This window comes from Mesorhizobium sp. LjRoot246 (genome assembly GCF_964254115.1).
In the GTDB taxonomy this organism is placed as follows: domain Bacteria; phylum Pseudomonadota; class Alphaproteobacteria; order Rhizobiales; family Rhizobiaceae; genus Mesorhizobium.
Window position 1 is genome coordinate 5,704,396 of the sequence record NZ_CAXUSN020000001.1, and the last position, 24,410, is coordinate 5,728,805.

At 62.8% G+C, this 24,410-nt stretch carries 1 protein-coding gene; it reads right to left on the reverse strand.

Annotated elements, in window-relative coordinates:
- Positions 1-23,814, reverse strand: a complete 23,814-nt coding sequence (locus tag ACSQ3L_RS27855) for a tandem-95 repeat protein (RefSeq protein ID WP_436163548.1) — start codon at positions 23,812-23,814, stop codon at positions 1-3.
- Between the last annotated feature and the right edge of the window lie 596 nt (positions 23,815-24,410).

Genomic DNA, 24,410 nt, shown 5'->3' on the forward strand with positions numbered 1-24,410 from the left:
CTAAAAGAAGGTAAAGCTGTCCTTGTCAAGCGCGGCAAGCTGCGTGCCCTTCAGGAACAACTGATCGCCATTGCCGAAGTCAAACAGCACGCCGGTGTCGGTCTGATGTCCGGCATGCATCAGGTCGTCGAAATCGTTGATGCCGTTCACGTCGATGCTGATTTCGTCTCCGGCGATGAAGAAAGTGCGCAGCAACCTGAGGCCCGGATCGAAATCGGTGATGGTGTCGCTGCCGTCGCCCTGGGCGAAGATGAAGTTGTCATTGCCCAGGCCGCCGGTCATCTGGTCATTGCCGGTTCCGCCGGAAATCGTGTCCTTGCCGATGCCGCCAGTGATGCTGTCGTTGCCTTCGTTGCCATCGAGCCGGTTGTTGCCGGCGAACCCGATCAGGGTGTCGTTGCCACGCCCGCCGGCAGCATTGCCGCCGAGGAGGCCGGTGACCAGCCTGTCGTCGCCATCGCCGCCAAAGAGCGAGCCGTTGCCGAAGCCGCCGAACATGTTGTCGTTGCCGGTCGTGCCTTGCTGATAGCCGGCATAGCTATTGTCGGCTTTCACAAAGACCGTGCCGTTGGTGGTGCTCTTGCCGTCGCTCACCGTGTAGATGAACTGATCGTTGCCGACATAACCGGTTGCCGAGCGGTAGGTGACGACGCCGTTCTGCAGCGTCACCGTGCCATGCCCGCCCTGGCCGATCCCGACGACCGACAACGGGTCGTTGTCGGGGTCGGTGTCGTTGGCCAGGAGCACGCTGGTGGAGAGCGTGAGCGCGTTCGGCACGTAGACGTTGAAGCGACCGTCGTCACGCACGATCGGTCCGGCATTGCCCTGCTGGAAGGTGACCTGGAAAACGTCGGAATTCTGCAAAGAGCCGTCACTGGCCAGGATTTCGACGTTCCAGGCACCGGCTGCGTTGTGCGGCGCCGTACCGGTCAGTTTGGCGCCGTCGAACGTCATCCAGGACGGCAGCGCGTTGCCGTTGGCAAGTCGCGCCGCGTAGTGCAGCGCGTCGCCGTCCGGATCGCTAAAAGTGTTGGCCGCGATGTTGATGGTGAAGGCGCTGCCGGTCTTCAGCGGCTGGCCGGCGCTGTTGGTGCTGACATCCGGCAGCGGATGGTCGAGCACCGGCGCGTCGTTGACCGGGCTCACCGTGAACTTGAAGATGTCGGAGGTCGAGAGCGAACCGTCGGAAGCCGTGACCTTGACGTCGAGCGAGCCGTTGAAGTTCTGCGGCGCCCGGCCGGTCAGGCGCAGGTGCTCGGCATCGGCGACCAGCCAGGATGGCAGCGCCGCTCCATTGGCGGCGGTGATCGAATAGGTCAGGTGGTCGCCTTCGACATCGGTGAACAGGTTCTGTTGCAGCGTGACGTCGAACGCCTGGTCCTCGGTCACGAAGCGGTCGGAGAACGGCGCCACAATGCGCGGCGCATCGTTGACCGGATCGATGACCAGATCGAAGCTCGACGACGCCGACAGCGCACCGTCGCTGGCCGTCACTTGCAGCAAAACCGTGCCGTTGAAATCGGCCGGCGGCGTACCGGTGAAGCGCATGGCAACCGGATCGAAGGCGAGCCATGACGGCAGCGCGGTTCCGCCGGCGCGGGTGGCGGTGATCGTCAGCGCGTCACTGTCGACATCCGTTGCCCAGCCTAGCGGCAGCACGAAGTCGATCGGCGCATCCTCGGCCGAATGCCGGTTCTGCAGGGGTCCGACCACCGGCGCGTCGTTGATCGGCGCGGCGCTTACGGTGATGATGCCGGTATCGGTCAGGTGACCGTCCGAGACGACATATTCGATCTGCACGTCGCCGGAGGCGTTGGCTTCGCGCGTCACCACGATGTTGCCAAGTCCATCGAGCGTTGCCGTCGCGCCCTGACTGGCCGAGATCGACGTGATCGTCAGCGCATCGCCATCGACGTCATGGTCGTTGGCCAGCACCGACTGCACGGTGATCGTTGTGGTCTGGTCCTCCTGTCCGTCCACGACATCGTCCATGGCGACGGGAGCGTCGTTTAAGCCCTGGATCACCAGTTGGACGATGCGGCTCGCCTGCAGTGAGCCATCGCTGGCGATGACGCGCAAATCGATCGTCCCGGCGAAATCGGCCGGCGGCTGGCCGGTGAGACCTCTGGCCGCGGGATGGTAGACCAGCCAGTCGGGCAGCGGCTCACCATTGGCCAGCAGCACGCTGACGGCAAGGGTGTCGCCATCGATGTCGGCAAAGGCCGCGGCCGGCAGTTGCGCGGTGAACTGGGTGTCCTCGGTGCCGGTCAGCGGCGCGATGACGGCAATCGTCGGCGCGTCGTTTGCCGGTTGCAGGTCGATGGTCACCGTCGCCGTGTCGGTTGCGCCGGTGACGTCGGTCAGGACATAGCCGAAGCTCGCCAGGCCGTTGCGATCGGCGTCCGCGACAAAGACGATGTTGCCGGCATTGTCGAAACTCACCGAACCGCCGACGGCGTTGGTCAGCGCCGTGATCGCGATCGACTGGCCATCGGCATCGCTGTCGTTGGCGCGCAGTGCGCTGATCGGGATCACCAGCGTCTGGTCTTCCGTGCCGGAGACGAAATCGTCGCTGGCCGTCGGGTCGTCGTCCACCGGGCGGACATCGACACTGAAGGTCCCCGTCACGTTGGGGCCGCTGCCGTCGGTGATGGTGTAGCTGAGCGTGAAATGGCCGTTGGCGTTGGCTGCCGGCGTGAAACGGATCAGGCCGTTGGGCAGGTCCTCAACGCCGCTGCCGAAAGCACCGACGAAGCTGATTGTGCCGCCGTCCGGGTCGTAGTCGTTGGCCAGAAGCTCGGCCGGATCGATGTCGACAAAACTGTCCTCGTCGATGAGCCAGCCGCTGTCCGAAACGGCGATCGGCAGGTCACCATCGGGAATTACCGAAAGCGTGACCGTGCCTGTGGTGGCGCCGCCATGGCCGTCGGAAACGATATAGGAGAAGCCGCCATTGCCGAAATAGTTGGAGCGCGGGGTGAAGATCGCTTGGCCGCCTTCGATGCGGACCGAGCCATTGACCGGGTCGAGCACCGAAGTGATGCTCAAAGTGTCGCCCTCGACGTCGCTGTCGTTGGCCAGCAGGGCGGCGAGATCGATGGCGATCGGCTCATCCTCATGCGTGATGAAGCCGCTTTCGTTCGCCACCACCGGCGCATCGTTGACCGCTGCGAAGTCGACGACGATGTTGTGCGTCTCGACCGAGCCCAGCCGCCCGTCGGTCACCGTATAGGTGAAGGTGACCGTGCCGTTGATGTTGTCGCGCGGGACCAGCGAAATGCGACCGCCCGACAGGATGAAGGCCTGTCCACCGTCGCCATTCTGGTCGACGCCGACGAAGGAGATGGTGTCGCCGTCCGGATCGGAATCGTTGGCCAGAAGGTCGGCGATCAGGATTGTGACCGGTGTGTCCTCGGTGCCCTGGAAGTGATCGGCGACGGCAATCGGATGCTGGTCGGTGGAGGCGACATGGACCGTGACGCGGCCGGTATCGACGCCGTCGGCATCGTCGGTCACCACATATTCGAAGAAGGCATCGCCGTCGAAATTGTGGTCGGGGGTGAACAGGATGGTGTTGCCCGAGAGTTGGACCACGCCGTGCACGGCGTTGAACACCGAAAGAACACGCAAGGCGTCGCCATCGATGTCGCTGTCGTTGGCGGCAAGCGTCGCCGGATCGATCGACAGCACGGTGTCCTCGAAACCGCTGACGCTGTCGTCGTGCGCCACCGGCGGATCGTTCGCCGGCGCGACATTGACATGAACCTGGGCGGTACTGGTGCCCTCATGGTCGTCGGTGATCGTATAGGTGAAGGTCGCCGTGCCGGATTGCTGCGGCTCGGGATGGTAGGTGAGCGTGACGCCGGCGTTGCCGTCGACCGGCACTGAAAGCGCCGTATCCACAGTATCGGTGCCGTCGCTCGAATGGACGAGCACGGCCAGCGTCTGGTGCAGGCCGAGCGGCGGGATACCGGAAAGCCTTCCGGTCTGCGCATCGATCGACAGCCAGGACGGCAGCGCGCTGCCGTCGGCGAGCGTCGCCGAATGCGTGACCGGTCCGGCACTCAGGCCCGAGACCGGCGGCAGGTCGACGCTGAGCTCAGGAATGGTGACGGTGAGCGTGCCGCGATCCGGGGCTCCGATAGCGATGACGCGGATGGTATCGCCGTCGTCGTCGCGGTCGTTGGCGAGCAGCGAAGCGAGCGTGAAGGTGACGTCGGTATCTTCCGAAGTATTGACCGCATCGTTCACCGAATCGGGCAACTCGCGTTGCGCGGCGACATTGACGACGATGCGAGCCGGCTCGCTGGAGACCGCATCCTTCACGTCATGAGCGTTGTATTCGATAACGAAGGCGCCGTTGAAGTCCTCCGGCGTCGAGACATAGATGTGTTCGTCGGTCGTGGTGATCAGGAAGCCGCCCTGATTGCTCAGATGGTAGGTCTGGTCGATGACGACGTCCTTGATCAGCGCAAAGGCCGGCATGCCGGTCGCGGCCGAGGCGCCGACATCGATGCGCACCGGAATGGAGCCGACATATTCAGCCGGCGGCGTGCCGGTGAAGGACAGCGTTTGCGGATCGAAATGCAGCCAGGACGGCAGGTCGGTGCCGCTCGCCTTGGCGGCGGTGACGGCGGCATCGTTGGCCACCGGCAGCACCCACAGGCCGTTGGCGGCGAAGAAGTCCGGATTGGCGAGCAGCGCGTTGATCGCGGGATCGAGCGGTGCGTTCGGATCGATACGGAACTCGATCGCGAAACCGTGCTGGCCGCCATCCGTCGGCGCGAAGGCAATGTGCACGCGGGCGATGTCGGCGTCTGCAGCCGGCTCGACCGTCGTACGCTCGATGCGCATGGTCTCGGCATTGAAGGACAGCCAGCCCGGCAGTTCGCGGCCAGAGGCCAGCTCCGCCGACCAGGTGCCTTCGCCCAGCCCGACGGCCAGCATATCGGCGTCGTAGGCGACGCCCACGGCAAGCGCGGCGGCATTCGTCGGGTCGATGGAAAGATAGCCTTGATAGGAAACCGGCTGACCGCTGTGCGGGTCGGTATCGGAGAAGGTCAGCACCACCTCGATCGGATCGACGGTGCCTGCGGGCGCCGCGCCGCTGAAGGTCAGCGTCGCCTGGTCGAAGGCCAGCCATGACGGCAGCGGTGAACCGTCGGCCAAAACCGCGGCCACGGTAACGCCGGCATCGACCAATGGCGAAACGAGATCGACGCTCTCTTCGTGCAGCGTGCGGTGGCTGAAGTCGTCCGTCAGCACGCCGAGGAAGTGTGCGTTCTCGAAGAAGATGACGTCACCCTCCGGATCCATATCGTTGGCGAAGGCTTCCGCCGCCAGGATGGTGATCGGATGGTCCTCGAGCCCGGAAGTGATGTCGTCGCGCAGCACCGGCCCGTCATTGTCGACCAGGATGGTGATCGACACGAACGCCGTGTCGGTGCCGCCGCGGCCGTCGGAGATCGTATAGGTGAAGCCGGCGGCGCCGTTGTAGTCGGAGCGCGGCGTGAAGACGATCATGCCGTCTTCGTTGAACGCCACCTTGCCGTTGAGCGGGAAGCGCTCGAGCGTGATGACCGACAGCGGATCGCCATTGGGGTCGGTGTCGTTGGCCAGCAGCACCGACGGGTCGATGATGATCGGCTGGTCTTCAAGCGTCTCGAAGCCGCCATCGTTGCGCGCGTCCGGCGGATCGTTGAGCGGGATGACATGGATCTCGACCAGGCCGGTCGACTGGGCGCCATGCACGTCGATGACATCGTAAAGGAAGGATGCATCGCCAAGCGCCGCGCCATCGAAATCGATGACCTGGACCGCGACGCCGTTCTCGATGATCGTGCGCAGGCTGGCCGTGCCGTTGCTGGCCGAATGAATGCCGACGAAGGAGAAATCGTCGCCTTCGACATCATGGTCGTTGGCCAGCAAATCACGGACATAGATTGTCTTCGTCTGGCCAAGGCGGGCGGTGGCGCCATCCTTCTCGGCATCTGGCGCGTCGTTGACGCCGATGAAGTTGAGCTCGACCGAAGCGGTCGAGGTCTCGCCCGACGGATCGGTGATCGTGTAGGTGAAGCCGGCGAAGCCGTAGTGATCGCCGTCTGGGGTGAAATAGATACCGTCATTGCCGGCGAAGGCGATGCCGTTGGAGGCTGCGCCCGGCAGATTCTGGTAAAGCGGATGGCCGTTGTCGTCGAGCAGCGGGCCGACTGCCACGACCTGGAGATCATCGCCGTCGACATCGATGTCGTTACCGAACAGATCGGCATAGGAGATGAACAGTGTCGTGTCCTCGACACCGGTGAAGACGCCGTCATTGTGGGCGATCGGCGCATCGTTGACCGGCAGCACGTCGACCTCGACCCTGGCCGTCGATTCGCGGCCGGCCTGGTCGCGCACCGTGTAGTCGAAGAACGCATCGCCGTTGAAATCGGGCGCACTGACAAAGCGCACCGAACCGTCGGCGAGCAGCGTCGCAGTGCCATTCACCGCATTGCCGACCGAGATGATCGTCAAAAGCTCGGTCGCCTCGGCGGCGTCGTTGTTGGTCAGCCTATGGCGAGCGATGACCAGCGCCACATCCTCGTCGGCGAAGCGGATGACGTCGTTCTCGGCGTTGAAGCTGCCATTGCGCTGGAGGAAGTCGATATCATCGCGGTCCCAGACGCTGCCGTCGGCGAACACGACCTCCTCGATGCCGGTTTGCGTGCCGGTGAAATGCCCGACCACGCGGATGGTGTCGATCAGCAAGCCGTCATCATGTTCCAGCTCAAGCACCAGATCGTCGCCGGCACGGATAATGCTGACATCCTTCACGCGCACATCGGCGTCGAGCACGATCTGGTCGATGTCCGTGGTCGCGCCGTTTTCATAGACCGTGTCGGCGCTAGAATCATAGCCGAACAGATAGCGGTCGGAGCCGCCGCCGCCAGCCAGCGTGTCGTCGTCGAAGCCGCCTTCGAAGGTCTCGGCGGCTGCACCGCCGGCCAGATAGTCCTGATACGACGAACCGACCAGCATATCGATGTTGGTGAGCACGTCGCCGGCCGCCTCGCCAGCGGAGCCGAAGTTGCTGCCGAGATCGACGATGACGCCTTCGTCCGCGGCGCTGTAGTCGGCTATATCGAAACCGCCGCCGCCGTCGATATGGTCGGCGCCGCGGCCGCCGCGAATGACGTTGTCGCCGGCGTCGCCGACGATGGTATCGTCATGGAAGGAGCCAATCACCAGTTCGATCGAAGAGAAGGTGTCGCCGAGCGCATCGCCGCCGCCGGCCGCGCCGTTGGCCATGTTGATGCTGACGCCCTCGACCGAGGTCGAGTAGTCGGCCTGGTCGATGCCGTCGCCGCCGACCATCTCATCGGCGCCACGGCCGCCGATCAGGATGTCGTTGCCGGCGCCGCCGAACAGGTGGTCGTCACCGCGGCCGCCGGTCAGCATATTGTCATTGCCGTCGCCTTCCAGCACGTCGCTGAAATCGGTGCCGATCAGGTTTTCGATGCCGACCAGAATGTCGCCAGCCGCGTCGCCGCCGGCGGCGGTGCCGGCGGCCAGCGAAACCTGCACGGCTGCATCGGAGAGGAAATAGTCGACCGTGTCCGAACCGGCACCGCCGTCGAGCCGGTCGGCGCCCTTGCCGCCGTCCAGCCGGTCATCGCCTTGCCCGCCTTCCAGCGTGTCGGCGCCCTCGCGGCCGACCAGCAAGTCCGCGCCACCAAGGCCCTTCAGGACATTGGCGTTGGCATCACCGTCCAGCTCGTCGGCGAAGGATGTGCCGATCAGCTGTTCGATCGAGAAATAGATGTCGCCCTGCGCATGGCCGCCCTGGCCGATGCGCGCGGCAAGATCGGCGCGGACACCGATGTTCGAACCGACGAAGTCGACCGTGTCGAAGCCATCGCCACCATCGATGCGGTCGCCACCATCGCCGCCGACGATATAGTCGTCACCTTCGCGGCCGAAGATGTCGTCATTGCCTCCGAGGCCCTCGATGCGCTCGCCGAGATAGGTGGCGATGATGAGATCGCGGATGGCGCTGCCGGTGAGCGTGGCGGCATGGGCGGCGGAAATCGCCGCCTGGACGGTGCCATCGTCCTCGACGCCGACCTCATCCTTGATCGTATAATCGAGCGAGACGGCACCCGAGAAGCCGCGCGCGTATTCGACGACGACGAACTCGTTGTTGTAGATGGTCGCCGTGCCGGCGCTGGTCGAGCGCACGCCTGCAAACGACAGCAGATCGTAGTCGTCCGGGTCGAGGTCGACATCGCTGTCATTGGCCATCAGGTCGGAAATGCGCAGGACCAGCGGCGCATCGAGGCTGGTCGAGCCGGTATCGGGCGCCGCGGTCGGCGCGTCGTTTACCGGGATGATGACGATGGAGACGCGGGCGCTGTCGGTGCCGTCGGCGTTGTCGGTCACGACATAGGAGAATTCGCTTCCCGAGGTCTTGTTGAGACCCGGCGTGAAGACGATGTCGCCGTTTTCGTTGAACGCGACGCTGCCATGCGTGCCGAAGCCCATCGAGATGCTGATGATCTCAAGCGGGTCGCGGTCAATGTCGGTGTCGTTGCCGAGAAGTGCCGAGACCGGAATGACTGTCGGCACATCCTCATAGATATAGATCGTGTCGTTGCCGGCCTCTGGCGGTGCGTCGCCCACCGGTGCGAAATACATGGTGACGGCAGCATCGTCGACCAGGCCGCCCTCGTCGGACACGACGTAGTGGAAGGTCGCCTCGCCCCAGTAGTCGGCGGCAGGCGTGAAGATGATGGTGCCATCCGCACGCAGTTCCGCCGTGCCGTTCCCGCTGGCGGAAACCGACTGGATCGTCAGCGTCTGCCCGTCGATATCGCCGTCATTGCCAAGCAGGGAAGCGACTGAAATGGTGAGCGGCGTGTCCTCGATGCCGTTGAGGAAGAAGGTCGTATAGCTGTCGTCGCGGGCATTGGGCGCGTCGTTGATCGGATCGACCTGGACATTGACCCTGGCCTCGACCAGGCCGCCTTGCCCGTCATCGACCGTGTAGAAGAAATAGGCTTGGCCGAAATAATTGGCCGACGGCGTGAACAGCACCGTCTGGTTCTCGAACAGCTGCACCGAGCCGCCGCTGCCGCCACGCACCGAGGCGATGTGGAGCGGGTCGCCGTCATGCTCGATGTCGTTGGCCATCAGCGTCGCCGCGGCGATCAGGATCGGCTCGTCTTCGTCGATGGTGAAGGAGTCGGCGACCGGCGCCGGCGGGTCGTTGACCGGGGTGACGTCGATCCGAACCGTGGCGGTGTCGGTCGCGCCTTGTGAATCGGTGACCACATAGCTGAAGGTCGTCTGACCGAAGAAGAATGGCTCCGGCGTTACCAGAATGACGCCGTCGTCGGTAAGCTCGACGCGCACATGCTCGTTACCGATGACCGAGGTGACCCTGAGCGTGTCGCCGTCGATATCGGAATCGTTCTGCAACAGCGTCGAGGCGTTGATCTGGAACGCGACATCCTCGTCGGTGACGAAGCCGGTGTCGTTGCGCGCGTCGGGCGCGTCGTTGCGCGGCGTGACGTCGATATAGACTATCGCCTCGGCGCGGCCGCCCTCCGGCGTGTTCGCCACATAGCGGAAGCTTGCAAGACCGTGGAAATTCTCGGAGGGCGTGAAACCGATATGGCCATCGCTCGACAGGCTGACGGTGCCGTTGACCGCATCCAGCACCTGGGCGACGATCATCCTGTCGCCGTCGATGTCGTTGGACAACAGTCGCCTGACGTCGATTGCCAGGAACTCGTCCTCGCCGACGGTGAAGCCGAAATCGTCCTTGGCGCTGGCCGGCGGCGTGACGCGCACGTCGACGGTTGCCGTGGACAGGCCGTTGCGGCCGTCGCTCACCGTGTAGGTGAAAGTGGTCGCGCCGGTGAAGCCCGGCGCCGCGGTGAAGATGATCTCGCCATTGCCGCCGATCTGGGCGGTGCCGTTCGGGCCGCCATGCACGGCGATGACACGCAGCGTGTCGCCATCGGCGTCATAGTCGTTGCGCAGCAGAAGCGACGGATCGAGATGAAGCTCCTGATCCATCTTCACCGTGAAGATGCCGTCCTCGACGGTCACGGGCGCATGGTTGTCAAGCAAGGTGAGCAGCGTCTGCCTGGTCCAGACCACACCGTCGGCGAAGACGATCTGCTCGACGCCGGCGCCCGTCTGCGACAAGGCATCGCGCACGGTGATGGTGTCGCCGCCGGAGGCAAAGGAGATAACGACCGTGTCGCTGCCCTTGTAGAGGCGCTCCACCGTTGCCTCCAGCGAAAGCAGGTCGGTGATTTCCAGACGATCGCCAAAGGTGGTGCCGGTGTCCTCGACGATGTCGTGGCCGTCGCCCTGTGCAAAGCGGTAGGTGTCGTTGCCCTGGCCGCCAAGCAGCCAGTCGTCGCCACGTCCGCCAACCAGCAAATCGTTGCCGTCAAAGCCGCGGATGGTGTCGGCCTCCGCCGTCGTCGCCGAGGACAGTACCGCCGCCCGCATGGCCGCAAGGTTCCACTCGACGCCATCGGCAAAGACAACCTTCTCGATGCCGTGGCCGGAGCCGGACAACGTGTCGGTCAGCGTGATGCGATCCTGTGCGCCTTCGAAACGCAGCACCAGATCGTTGCCGTCGGCAGGACTGCGGCGCGCCCACTGCACATCGGTCGAGGCAATGCCCTGCAGCAACAATCTGTCGCCGGTGCTGGTGGCGCCGTCGCTGATGCGGTCGTCGCCGTCGCCGGCGGTGTAGACATAGGTGTCATTGCCGCCAAGGCCGATCAAGAGATCGGCGCCGCCGCCGCCGTGCAAGGTGTCGGCAGCGCTGGTGCCGATAATCTGGTCGGACTCCGGACTTGGGTTGCCTAGCACTAGCGAACTCTGGATTTCGGCCCAGTTGTAGACGCGGCCGGAATCGACGAGCACCACGCGTTCGATCGCGTCGGCGTAGCCATCGCTCAATCCGTTGACGACGGTGATGGCTTCGCTGGCGCCGAGACGGATGATCAAGTCCTGACCGTCGCGACCGCGCCGGGTGAAGCTGATTTCGTTCGCGGCATAGCCGGAAATCTCGATCGTATCGGTGCCCGAGCCGGCTTCGCGGACGATGTCCTGGCCATCGCCGCGTACAAAGACATAGGTATCGTCGCCGGCACCGCCCGAAACATAGTCGTCGCCGCCAAGGCCGGCGAGGTGATCGGCCTGCGACGTTCCGATGATGCGGTCATCGCCGGCGGTCGCGACATTGCGCGCGGCCAGCGTCTCGAACATGTCGCGCGTCCACACCGTGCCGTCGTCGAACTTGACAACCTCGATTCCGACCGAAGACGTGGCAAGGAAGGAGTTGCGGATGGTGATGCGTCCGGCATCGGAGGCGTCCCGCGCCGAAGGAGCGATGAGCAGTTCCAGATCATCCTGCAGGCCGCGCCTTACCGTTACCTCGTCCGGCGAGATGCCGCGCAGGTCCAGCACGTCGCCAGCCTGGTTGGTCTGATCGATAATCAGGTCGTAACCGTCTCCACGAGTGTAGACGTAGGTATCGGCGCCAAACTCGTCGGTTACAGTGTCGTTGCCTCGTCCGCCTGCAATGAGATCGTCGCCGTAGAAGCCGGAAAATGTGTCGTTGCCTGCCGTGGACCGTGATGCCAGCAAGTGGGCCTTCACCTCTTCGATCGTCCAGACGATACCGTTATCGAACTCGAGACGCTCGATCTGGTCCTCGCGGGCCTGGTCCAGAGTGTTAACCAGCGTCAGCTCGTCGCTAGTGCCGATGAAGCGGATCGCCAGTGAATCCTCTGGATAATTGCTCTCCGATAAAATCAGATCCGTCGGCGCATAGCCGCGAATGCGCACCGTGTCGGTGTCATCCCAGCCATTGTCCTCGATTACATCGCGACCATCACCACGATTGAAGACGTATGTATCGCTGCCGTCGCCACCGTAGAGATGATCGTCGCCAAGCCCACCGACCAGTGTGTCATTCGATGTAAAGCCATTGATCACGTCGTCAGCGTCGGTTTTTACCGAGGAGATTGCTATGCTCTGATAATCGGCAATCGACCACGTTCTGCCATCGCCGAAGAGGATCGTTTCAATGCCGTTGCCGCCGGCATTGATCGAACCGCGAAGGCGGACCGTGCCCCCGTCGCCGGCACCGCCCGCGCTTTCGGAGATAACCAGAACAGCATCCGTCGAGTGGTTGCCGGCATCCGTCAGGATCGAGACTTCCTCAGGCAAGACGCCGACAAGTATGAGACGGTCCGCGGCGCCACCCGGATCCGTGACCACATCGTTGCCGTCGCCCCGCCGCCAAGTATATGTGTCGTCACTGCTGAAGCCGTTGATTACATCCGAACCTGGTTTCGCAGCCTGCGCCAACACAAGGTTGCGAACATCGGCCGTTGTCCAGATCGTGCCATCGTCGAATTTGATCTGCTCGACCTGATTGATGTAACTGCCTTCCAGGGTATCGAGGACGCGCACCGTGTCGGTGCTGCCGGCAAAGCTGATAACCAGGTCGGTGCCATTGCGCGATACGCTGGTTTCCGAAGCGGAATAACCCTCGATCTTCAAAGTGTCGGTGGCATAATAGCCGGCATCGACGATCGTATCGGCGCCACCGCCACGACCGAACACATAGGTGTCTGAGCCTTGGCCCCCTGAGAGCCAATCATTGCCCAGCCCGCCCACCAGCGTATCACCGGAAACATTGAACCCCGAAATGCGATCGTCGCCCGCCGTTGACGCCTGTGCCACCAGAGCATTGCGAACACCGGCCGTTGTCCAGATCGTGCCATCGTCGAATTTGATCTGCTCGACCTGATTGATGTAACTGTCTTCCAGGGTATCGACGACGCGCACCGTGTCGGTGCTGCCGGCAAAGCTGATCAACAAGTCGGCGCCATTGCGCGATACGCTGGTTTCCGAAGCGGAATACCCTTCGATCTTCAAAGTGTCGGTGGCATAATAGCCGGCATCGAGGATCGTATCGGAGCCGCCGCCACGACCGAACACATAGGTGTCGGAGCCTTGACCCCCTGAGAGCCAATCATTGCCCAGCCCGCCCACCAGCATATCGCCGGAAACATTGAACCCCGAAATGCGATCGTCGCCCCCCGTTGACGCCTGTGCCACCAGAGCATTGCGAACACCGGCCGTTGTCCAGATCGTGCCATCGTCGAATTTGATCTGCTCGACCTGATTGATGTAACTGTCTTCCAGGGTATCGACGACGCGCACCATGTCGGTGCTGCCGGCAAAGCTGATGACCAGGTCGGTGCCATTGCGCGATACGCTGGTTTCCGAAGCGGAATAACCCTCGATCTTCAAAGTGTCGGTGGCATAATAGCCGGCATCGAGGATCGTATCGGAGCCGCCGCCACGACCGAACACATAGGTGTCGGAGCCTTGACCCCCTGAGAGCCAATCATTGCCCAGCCCGCCCACCAGCGTATCACCGGAAACATTGAACCCCGAAATGCGATCGTCGCCCGCCGTTGACGCCTGTGCCACCAGAGCATTGCGAACACCGGCCGTTGTCCAGATCGTGCCATCGTCGAATTTGATCTGCTCGACCTGATTGATGTAACTGTCTTCCAGGGTATCGACGACGCGCACCATGTCGGTGCTGCCGGCAAAGCTGATCAACAAGTCGGCGCCATTGCGCGATACGCTGGTTTCCGAAGCGGAATACCCTTCGATCTTCAAAGTGTCGGTGGCATAATAGCCGGCATCGAGGATCGTATCGGAGCCGCCGCCACGACCGAACACATAGGTGTCGGAGCCTTGACCCCCTGAGAGCCAATCATTGCCCAGCCCGCCCACCAGCATATCGCCGGAAACATTGAACCCCGAAATGCGATCGTCGCCCCCCGTTGACGCCTGTGCCACCAGAGCATTGCGAACACCGGCCGTTGTCCAGATCGTGCCATCGTCGAATTTGATCTGCTCGACCTGATTGATGTAACTGTCTTCCAGGGTATCGACGACGCGCACCATGTCGGTGCTGCCGGCAAAGCTGATGACCAGGTCGGTGCCATTGCGCGATACGCTGGTTTCCGAAGCGGAATAACCCTCGATCTTCAGAATGTCAGTATCAGAATTGCCGGCATCGACGATTGCGTCGGCGCCGCCGCCACGGCCAAATACATAGGTGTCGCTGCCATCGCCGCCAGACAACCGATCATTGCTTGGAAGCGATTTCAATGTGTCGATACCGGCCGTCCCGGAAATCTGGTTGACGGAACCGACCGCAATCTGCGCCTTGACCTCGGCGATCGTCAGGGTTCGGTCATCGAACTTGACCTGCTCGATCTGATCCACTTCGTCGCCGTTGAGAGTATTCCAGACGCGAATGCGATCGCTGGTGCCGGCAAAGCCTATGTCGAGCGCCGAGGCCAGACCAAAAGGTTGAGAGAAAACTGCCTCGTCGAACCGGTAACCAGTGATCCGCAAAACGTCGGTGCTGCCATTGTACGGATTTCCATTGTTGTCATCGATACTGTCCTGGCCATCGCCGCGCGCGAACACATAGGTGTCATTGCCGCTGCCACCCGACAGACTGTCGTTCCCGGCCCCTCCGGCAATCGTGTCGCCGGACGTGAAGCCGTCGATCCTGTCATCTCCCGGCGTCGCCGCCTGGCTCAGAAGCAGCGCCTTGACCTCGGCGATCGTCAGGGTTCGGTCATCGAACTTGACCTGCTCGATCTGATCCACTTCGTCGCCGTTGAGAGTATTCCAGACGCGAATGCGATCGCTGGTGCCGGCAAAGCCTATGTCGAGCGCCGAGGCCAGACCAAAAGGTTGAGAGAAAACTGCCTCGTCGAACCGGTAACCAGTGATCCGCAAAACGTCGGTGCTGCCATTGTACGGATTTCCATTGTTGTCATCGATACTGTCCTGGCCATCGCCGCGCGCGAACACATAGGTGTCATTGCCGCTGCCACCCGACAGACTGTCGTTCCCGGCCCCTCCGGCAATCGTGTCGCCGGACGTGAAGCCGTCGATCCTGTCATCTCCCGGCGTCGCCGCCTGGCTCAGAAGCAGCGCCTTGACCTCGGCGATCGTCAGGGTTCGGTCATCGAACTTGACCTGCTCGATCTGATCCACTTCGTCGCCGTTGAGAGTATTCCAGACGCGAATGCGATCGCTGGTGCCGGCAAAGCCTATGTCGAGCGCCGAGGCCAGACCAAAAGGTTGAGAGAAAACTGCCTCGTCGAACCGGTAACCAGTGATCCGCAAAACGTCGGTGCTGCCATTGTACGGATTTCCATTGTTGTCATCGATACTGTCCTGGCCATCGCCGCGCGCGAACACATAGGTGTCATTGCCGCTGCCACCCGACAGACTGTCGTTCCCGGCCCCTCCGGCAATCGTGTCGCCGGACGTGAAGCCGTCGATCCTGTCATCTCCCGGCGTCGCCGCCTGGCTCAGAAGCAGCGCCTTGACCTCGGCGATCGTCAGGGTTCGGTCATCGAACTTGAACTGCTCGATCTGATCCACTTCGTCGCCGTTGAGAGTATTCCAGACGCGAATGCGATCGCTGGTGCCGGCAAAGCCTATGTCGAGCGCCGAGGCCAGACCAAAAGGTTGAGAGAAAACTGCCTCGTCGAACCGGTAACCAGTGATCCGCAAAACGTCGGTGCTGCCATTGTACGGATTTCCATTGTTGTCATCGATACTGTCCTGGCCATCGCCGCGCGCGAACACATAGGTGTCATTGCCGCTGCCACCCGACAGACTGTCGTTCCCGGCCCCTCCGGCAATCGTGTCGCCGGACGTGAAGCCGTCGATCCTGTCATCTCCCGGCGTCGCCGCCTGGCTCAGAAGCAGCGCCTTGACCTCGGCGATCGTCAGGGTTCGGTCATCGAACTTGAACTGCTCGATCTGATCCACTTCGTCGCCGTTGAGAGTATTCCAGACGCGAATGCGATCGCTGGTGCCGGCAAAGCCTATGTCGAGCGCCGAGGCCAGACCAAAAGGTTGAGAGAAAACTGCCTCGTCGAACCGGTAACCAGTGATCCGCAAAACGTCGGTGCTGCCATTGTACGGATTTCCATTGTTGTCATCGATACTGTCCTGGCCATCGCCGCGCGCGAACACATAGGTGTCATTGCCGCTGCCACCCGACAGACTGTCGTTCCCGGCCCCTCCGGCAATCGTGTCGCCGGACGTGAAGCCGTCGATCCTGTCATCTCCCGGCGTCGCCGCCTGGCTCAGAAGCAGCGCCTTGACATCCGTGAGCTTCCAAACGGTGCCGTTGTCGAAACGGATTTCCTCAATCTGGTCACTAGCATCGTCGTCGAGCGTGTTTACCAATGTCACTTCGTCGCCAGCGCCTGCAAAGCGCAGGATGACGGAATCGGCGGGATAAGCGGCCCGGATCAGAACAACTTCAGAGGGCAGATAGCCCGAGATCTTCAAGACATCGGTATCGCCATTGCCATTGTCGTCGATGACATCCTTGCCATCGCCGCGGGCGAACACATAGGTGTCGCTGCCGTCGCCGCCATGGAGGCGGTCATTGCCGAGTTTACCGGCAAACTGCTCGTTGGCGCTGGTGCCCTGGACGATGTCGTTGCCATCCGTCTGGGAATCGGTGATCAGGCGCGCAAGAATCTCGGTGCGGCTTATAGTCCTGCCGTCCTCGAACCTGACGGTCTCGATGAAGTCAGTATCGGTGCCAAGACCGCCGATGACATGGATACGGTCCTGAGTGCCGGCGAAACGGATGATCAGGTCGTTGACCGCGGCCGGATTACGCTGGAAGCTGACTTCCGACGCGTTGTAGCCGATGATGTCGATGATGTCCGGGGGCGTCGCGGACGACGATCCGTTGTCTTCGATGACATCGGCGCCATCACCGCGCCGGAACGTGTAGATATCGCCGCCGCCACCGCCGGATAGGAAATCGTCGCCGCCACCGCCAAACAACGTCTCGCCGGCGCTGGTGCCAACGATGCGCTCCGCCTGATCCGGTTGCCGGCTGGCCGCCAAGGTGAACAGCACATCGGCCATGCCCCAAATCGTTCCATCCTGGAACGTGAACGTAGCGACGTGCCTTCCGTTCTGGTTGAAACCGCCGACGATGACGATTTCGTCGCCGCCATCAAAACGCAGTACCAGATCGTCCGGCCGGTCGGTGTAGCGCACCACCGTGGCGTCGGCCGGCACATAGTCGCGGATGACCAGGCGGTTGACCTCGGTCGAGGTCGTGCCCTGGTCGTCGATGATGTCGCGGCCGTCGCCGCGGGCGAAGATATAGGTGTCGCTGCCGGAGCGGCCGGTCAGCGTATCGTTGCCGGCGCCGCCGTCGATTGTGTTGGCACCGGTGGTTCCGGTGATGACATCGTCATAGGCGGTGCCCTGCCCGATCGCTGCCTCGAACAGCTGCTCACGGGTCCATGTCGTACCATCGCCGAAGACGATTTTTTCAACGCCTTGCGAGACGCCGAAGCGCAGCAGTATCTCGTCCGAGGTTCCCTCGAAACGCAGCACGATCTCGTCGCGGTCGGCGACCGGCTTGCTGATCGTCACCTCATCGGGGCGATAGCCGCGGATTTCCACACGATCCTCGCCCGAAGAGCCGAGATCGGCGATCACGTCGCGGCCGTCGCCGCGATTGTAGGTGTAGGTATCGCCACCGCCGCCGCCCTGGACGTCGTCGTCGCCCTTGCCAGCGTCGATCGTGTCGGCGAGGACTGAACCGGTGATGACGTCGGAGCGCTCGGTGGACTGCGCCGCGATCGCCTGGTGCACCAGTTCGGCGCGATTCCAGGTGACGCCGTCGGCGAACTCGATCGACGGGATGTTGGCGTTGGTCAGCGCCGCGACGATGCGCAGCTGATCGCCCGAATTGGGGAAGGCGATGACAAGATCCGGCCCGTCAAGGTCGACGCGGCGGATCACCGCGTCCGTCGAGGCGAGATCGGAGAACGTCACGCGGCTGACGGCGTACTGGTCGGCATCGACGACGTCGGAGCCGTCTCCGGCCTTGAACACCAGTTCGCCATCTTCGCCGATGGAGACCGAATCGTCACCACGGCCGGGTTCGACCGTAACCGGCAGGTCGATATGGGCGTCGACGATGTCGTGGCCGGGCGTCTGCGCGTCGGCGAGCAGGCTGCGCAGCACGGAATCCATGCCAAGCACCGTTCCGTCCTCGAAGACGAATGTCTCGACCTGCTGCCCGGCTCCCGCCGCCGCGCCGCCATAGATGATCAGCGTGTCGCCGGCGCCCTTGAGCTGGACGAGCAAGTCCCCGCCCTCGTCCGAGAACTTGACCATGGCCGTGCTGATGCCGGCACCGAACACCACCTTATCGACGCCGCCCGCGTCGAGGATGGAATCGTCAGCCGAGCCCAGCCCGAACTTGTAGGTGTCGTTGCCGTACCTGCCTTCCAGTGCGTCGGAGCCGGCGCCGCCGTCCAGCACGTCGTTGCGGTCGTCGAAGCCGACCAGCGCGTCGTCGCCATCCGTGCCGACGAGCATCCTGGTGCGGATCTGCTCCAGCGTCAGCGTGGTGCCGTCACCGAACTGGAATTCCTCGACCTGCCGTACGGTCAGCCCGTCGACGATGGTCAGCCGATCCTCGCCATTGCCGAGATCGATAATCAGATTGTCGCCGTCGCGACGCACGATGATCGCGTCCGGATCGACCGAGCTGCCGAAGATGACGCGGTCGATCGCGCCGGCAACACCGTCGGCCCGTTCGGTGATCTCATCAAGGTCGTAGGCGCCGCCGAAGGCATAGGTGTCACCCAACCGGCCGCCGATCAGTTCATCGTCGCCCTGACGGCCGTCGAGCACGTTGGGCTGGTCGACGATGCCGACCAGGCGATCGTCACCGCGGCTGCCGCCGACGATGGCAAGCCGCTCCTCGATGTCGGAAATATGCCAGCGGGTCCCGTCCTTGAACTCGAACCATTCGATCCCGTCTTCGATCGACGAGAACTGGTTGCGCACGCGCAGCGTGTCGGTATGGCCGGAGACCGAGACCAGCAGGTCATTGCCATCCTTGGTGAAGACGGCATTGCCGGTGGTGATGTCATCACCGAAGCGGATGGTGTCGTCGTGCTCCGCCAAGCTCTTGCCGTTGCGATCTTCCCAGGCGAGCCTGGTCTGGTGGTCTTGGACCACGTCGTGGCCGTAGCCGACGTCGAAGAGATAGGTGTCGCCGTCGCTGTTGCCGATCAGCGTGTCGTCGCCGCCACGTCCGTCGATGACTTCACCGAAGTTGGTGCCGATCAGTGTTTCGCCGGCCGCGGTGCCGACCAGGTCGACATCTTCGGGGTTCAGGTTGCGGAAATCGACGATCTGGTCGGAGAACACGAACGACTCGACCGCATGTCCCTGCTCGCCGTAGCGGTAGTACTGGTCCGAAAGCGTCAGCTTCTCGCCGGTGTTGCGCACCGTGAAGGTGAGATCGTTGCCGGCACGGCCGATGATCACGTCATCGAAAGCAATGCCTTGCATCTGCAGTGTGTCGCTGCCCCCTGACGTATCGTAGACGACGTCGTTGCCGTAGCCGCGCGCGAACACATAGGTGTCGGAGCCACCAAAGCCTTCCAGCCTGTCGTTGCCGGCGCCGCCGTCATGGGTATTGCCGATGTCGAAGCCGTAGATAACGTCGTCGCCATCGGTGCGGGCAAGGTCGATGACATGCTGCGCAAGCTTGACATAGTCCCACGAGGTCCCGTCGGCGAAATCGAGCCGCTCCACCATATTGGCGAAGCCGAGCAGGAATTCGCTCTTGTACTGGTCCTTCAGCGTCACCGTATCGTTGGTGCCGGTGACGCGCATCGTGATGGTGGCCGAGGCGCCGTCGCGCTCGAAATCGAAATCGGTCCAGCGCAGGCCGTCCTTGAATTTCAGGACATCATAGCTGCTGCCGAAAAAGTCGTTGTGGCCGTCGGCGACGACGTCGCGGCCATAATTGCGGCCGTAGATGTAGGTGTCGTCCTGCGCCCGCCCGACCAGAACATCGTCACCGGCGCCGCCATCCAGCGTGTCGGCGTTGTTGAAGCCGTAGATGGCGTCCTGGCCGTCGGTCTTCATGTCCTCCAGGACACGCGCCATGACGTCCTTCTCGGTCATGAAGGAGCCGTCCTGAAAGGCGACGCGCTCGATCGTGTCCGGGAACAGCAGGCCGAGGAGCGGGATGTTGTACCAGCCGAACTGGTTCTCCAGGGTGACGCGGTCGCCGGTCGAGTTGCCCGCGGCGTCCAGCATGGTCAGCGTGACGTCGTTGCTTTCGCCGGCGCGGTGGAAGCGGATGGTTTCCGGGGTGATGTCGCCGACGAACTGCAGCAGGTCCATCTTGACCTTGGGATCGTCGGTCGGCCAGTCGTTGGAATCGGAGATGCGGTCGTCGCCGTCGCCCTGGCGGAAGACGTAGATGTCGCCGTCGCGGCCGCCGCGCAGCACGTCGTTGCCCTTGCCGCCTTCGAGGAAGTCGCGCGATTCCGAGCCGAGCACGAGTTCGTCGGCATTGGTCGGGTGGCTGACCGCCCGGGCGATCTGGAAGGCATCCCAGATGACGCCGTCGGCGAAGACGATGTTGACCATCTTGGTGTCGGGCGCGAAATTGAAGCCGAACAGCGGGTCGATCTTGTCGCCGACGAACTGGTTCTTGACGCGCAGCACGTCGTCGGTGCCGATGATGGACAGGACGAGGTCCTGGCCGTCGCGGGTGGCATAGACATCGGTGGACTTCGCCTGGGCAAAGCGCAGCTCGTCGGCCGAATGCGCCCTGAGCGGCTCCTCGCGGTCCTCGATGACGTCGTGGCCGAAGCCCTTGCCGACGAAATAGACGTCGCGGCCGTAGCCGCCCTTGTAGGTCTGGTCGCCGGCGGCCGAAATGTAGAAATAGTCGGCGCCGCCAGTGCCGTTGACGACCGGCGCGCCGGTCTCGGCGATCAGCTTGGTCTCGTCGACGCCGAGCGCGTGCATCACCGCCGGAAGGTCGGCGTCGATGCCGACATTCTCGAAGGCCGGGATGATCATCTGGAAGACGAATTCCTTGTCCAGCTTCATCGTGCCGGTGACGAAGTTGGCCGTGGTGTCGAGATGGTAGTCGGGATAGACGACCTCGAGGATCTCGCGCCAGTCGGCGAGATAATCATAGGCGGCCGTCGCGCCATCCGGTGCGCCGGCGAAGATCGCCTCGAACATCGGCGCCATTTCGCGGTCGGTGGTGGCATGGAACTGGTCGGTGTCGGCGTTGTAGGCGAGGCCCTGCGCGAACTCGGACAGGCCGCCCTGCAGCGCCATACGCACGGCAAAGCCGCGGCTGACCTCGATGTAGTTCTGCATCAGCACGTCGAGCATGTCGATGGCCGGCGCAATGACGCTGTGATAGCTGCCGTCGGGATTCGTGCTTGGCGCCTCTTCGCCATTGAAGGAGCCGACCGAATAGCTGACCATGCCGGTCACCGGATCGGTGACCGCGGCCATCATCTGCGGCTGGAAATCGACGCCGTAGATCGAGGTGGCGAAGTGCAGCTGGCCGGCCGTCATCACCTCGACGCGGTAGGCGCTGTCATCGCTCGAACCGACCTCGTCGAGCGTGTCGAAATCGACCTCGTAGTTGCGCAGCTGGAACTCGCCGGGATGGCCGAGCTTGTTCTGCAGCTCGAGCGCGCGATCGAGATTGCGCGCCCAGACATAGAAGCTGCCGTCGGCGTCGGTCACCTGGACGGTGTAGTCGACGACGATGCCGTCGATGAGATAGACGCCGATCTTGTCGACCGGCAGGTCGGCATAGGGGTTGGCGCCGAGGCTCTCGACGCGCCATTCCATGCCGGCGGGCGGCGTCATGGCGCGGATGTCGGCGACCGTCGGGTGGGCGATGGCGTTGCCGGCGGCGTCATGCACCGGCGCACCGCTGGCCAGCCGCCAGCTGCCGTCCGGATTCTCGATGCCGTAATCGGAAATGACGGCGCGGCCGTCGACAACCGTAACCAGATAGGGTGCTGCGTCGCGGTGCTCGAGCGGCTCGGCGCGCGAGGTCGGCGAGAATGTCTGCTCCAGCCGCCAGTCCTGGCCTTGCGCCGTCGCCTGCGCCAGGATGTTTTCCAGCGTCGGCCGGGCGATCGCATGGCCGCCGGCATCGTACACGGCAGCACCGCTCTTCAAGGTCCAGTAGCCGCCGGCGGCATCCTCGACATAGACGCCACGGTCGACCAGCGTGACGCCGTCCGTGCCTTGCGCGACCAGCACCGGCGCCAGCTCACGCGTCAGCTCCAGCGTCTCGGCCCAGGCGCCGAACACCGGCGTCGCTTTTTCCCTGATATCCTTGAGGTCCGGCAGCGTCATCGAGGCGGCCGCCGCCCTCACCGTGTCGGCCAGTTCGAAATCGTTCGACGCGCCGACGGCGAGGTTGACCATCGAGCCAAAGCCCTTGGCGTCCGGCAGCTTGACGCCGTCCAGCCAGGCGGCGACGCCCTTGTCGCCGCGGAAGATGGTGTCGGTCGGGTCGGTCTCGAAGATCGCCTCGAAGACATTGCCATGCGAGCCGTCGGCGCGCGTGAAGCCGCCCTTTTCGCGCAGGGTCGTGCCCTGCGGCGTCGTCGAATTCAGCGCCTGGCCATGCGCGTCGATGGAGACGATGCCGAGCTGGCCGAGGCTGAACAATTCGCCGGCATCGGTGGTGCCATCCTGGTCGAGGTCGCGCCAGACTTTCAGCTCGGCGAAGCCGGCGTCGTTGAGATCGATGACGCCGTCATGGTTGCCGTCAAGCTCGGCCAGCACCGAAAAGCCGGAGCGGTCCGGACCGCCGAACATCTCCGAGACATCGTCGATGCGGCCATTGCCATTGCGGTCGACAACCAGGAAACCGTCATCGGAGCCTATCCAGCCGGTCCGCTCGGCGAAGTAATCGCCGTCGAGATCGAAATGCACGCCCGACTGCGACTGCGAAACGGTCTCGATGCCATCGCCGTCGAGGTCGAGCACCAGCGGGTCGTCAACCGGAAGCCAGCGAAGCGCCTTGGCAAGGTTTTCGAGCACGTCGATATAGGTGAACAGGCTGCCCCAGACGGCATTCCACAGCGAGATTTCCTTGGCGCCTTCGCCGCCATAGATGCGGAAGGTCATGCCGAGATCGCCGGCCTTCGGCACGCCCCAGTTCTCGTCCTTCCAGCCGCCGAAATCATAGTCCTCGACAACCATGACGCCCTGGAGGCCAGCTGGCCCGATACCCAATGCGGCGAACAGGGTGTTGATGACCAGAAGCTGGTTGCCGTCGGTGTAGCCGTAGAAGACGAACGGGAAGAGCCAGTCGATGGCGAGCGAGCCATCGCCTGCCGGTATGCCTGCGATGGAATTCGAGCCGCCGAGCAGCGGAAAACCGAACATCTGCAAGAGGTCGTTCGGCTGGGCGTCCATGATGAAGGTGCCCGGCCAGTACCAGAACACGTCGGAATCGGTCAGGCCAGAGGTCGAGACCCCGCCCTGGCCGTCGATCGTATCGCCATAGAGCTGGCCGTGATCGGAGGTGTTGAAGATGAAGTCGCGACCAAGCCCGCCGACAGCAATTGCTCCCGTACCGCCGACCGCGACCACATGATCGTTGCCGACGCCGCCATCCACCGTCAGGCGTCGCTCCGGCTCCGCCGGGGTGTCCTCTGTCGCCGGCTTGGGCGGAACGTAGAGCCCGTTCTTGCCGATGAGAAAATCATTGCCCTCCTCACCACGGATTTCAAACACGCCAGTGCCGGACGCGATGAAATCATTGCCTTCGCCGCCGCGAATGACTTCAACGTCGCCCATCGTCTGGTAGTGGCCATTCAACAGAACGGTCAGAACGTTCACCGCCGAACCAAATCCGGGACGGTCAACCGCGAGAACTGCATCGATGGCGTTTTCGATCCTGGGATCCGACGCCGGATCCTCGTCGGGCACACTTCCGGTCGTCTGCGGATCCAGACCAAAAAATTCGTCGCGACCGTTGCTCAGGATCAACGTTTCAAAGTGATGGAACTCCACGCCCTCAAGCTTTAGAGCCTGATTAGGCAATACCGTCAATGTAGAAGAATCGATAATCGTATAGTAATCAGTAAAACTTAACGTATCCCTGCCACCCCTACCGTCAAAATCGACAATATCGTTTCCTTTTATTTTTGCACTTAACTTATCAAATGAAAATACATCGTCGAACTCTGTCCCGGCTATGCCTTCCATGTTGGAAAATTTAAGTGTCTCCAGCAGATCTCCCTGCTCGGAGCCGATAGTCGCGACCCCGCTCTTCACATCGAAGGTAATGGCGCTGATCAGATTTTCGAATGACAGACGGTCCACGCCGGCAGAACCATCGACCTCAAGATCCCGCTGCAGCCGATTGATAAGGAATGTATCGTCTTTCTGGCCACCTATGATCTTCTCTATGCCGTAAAGGCGATCCTCCTCGC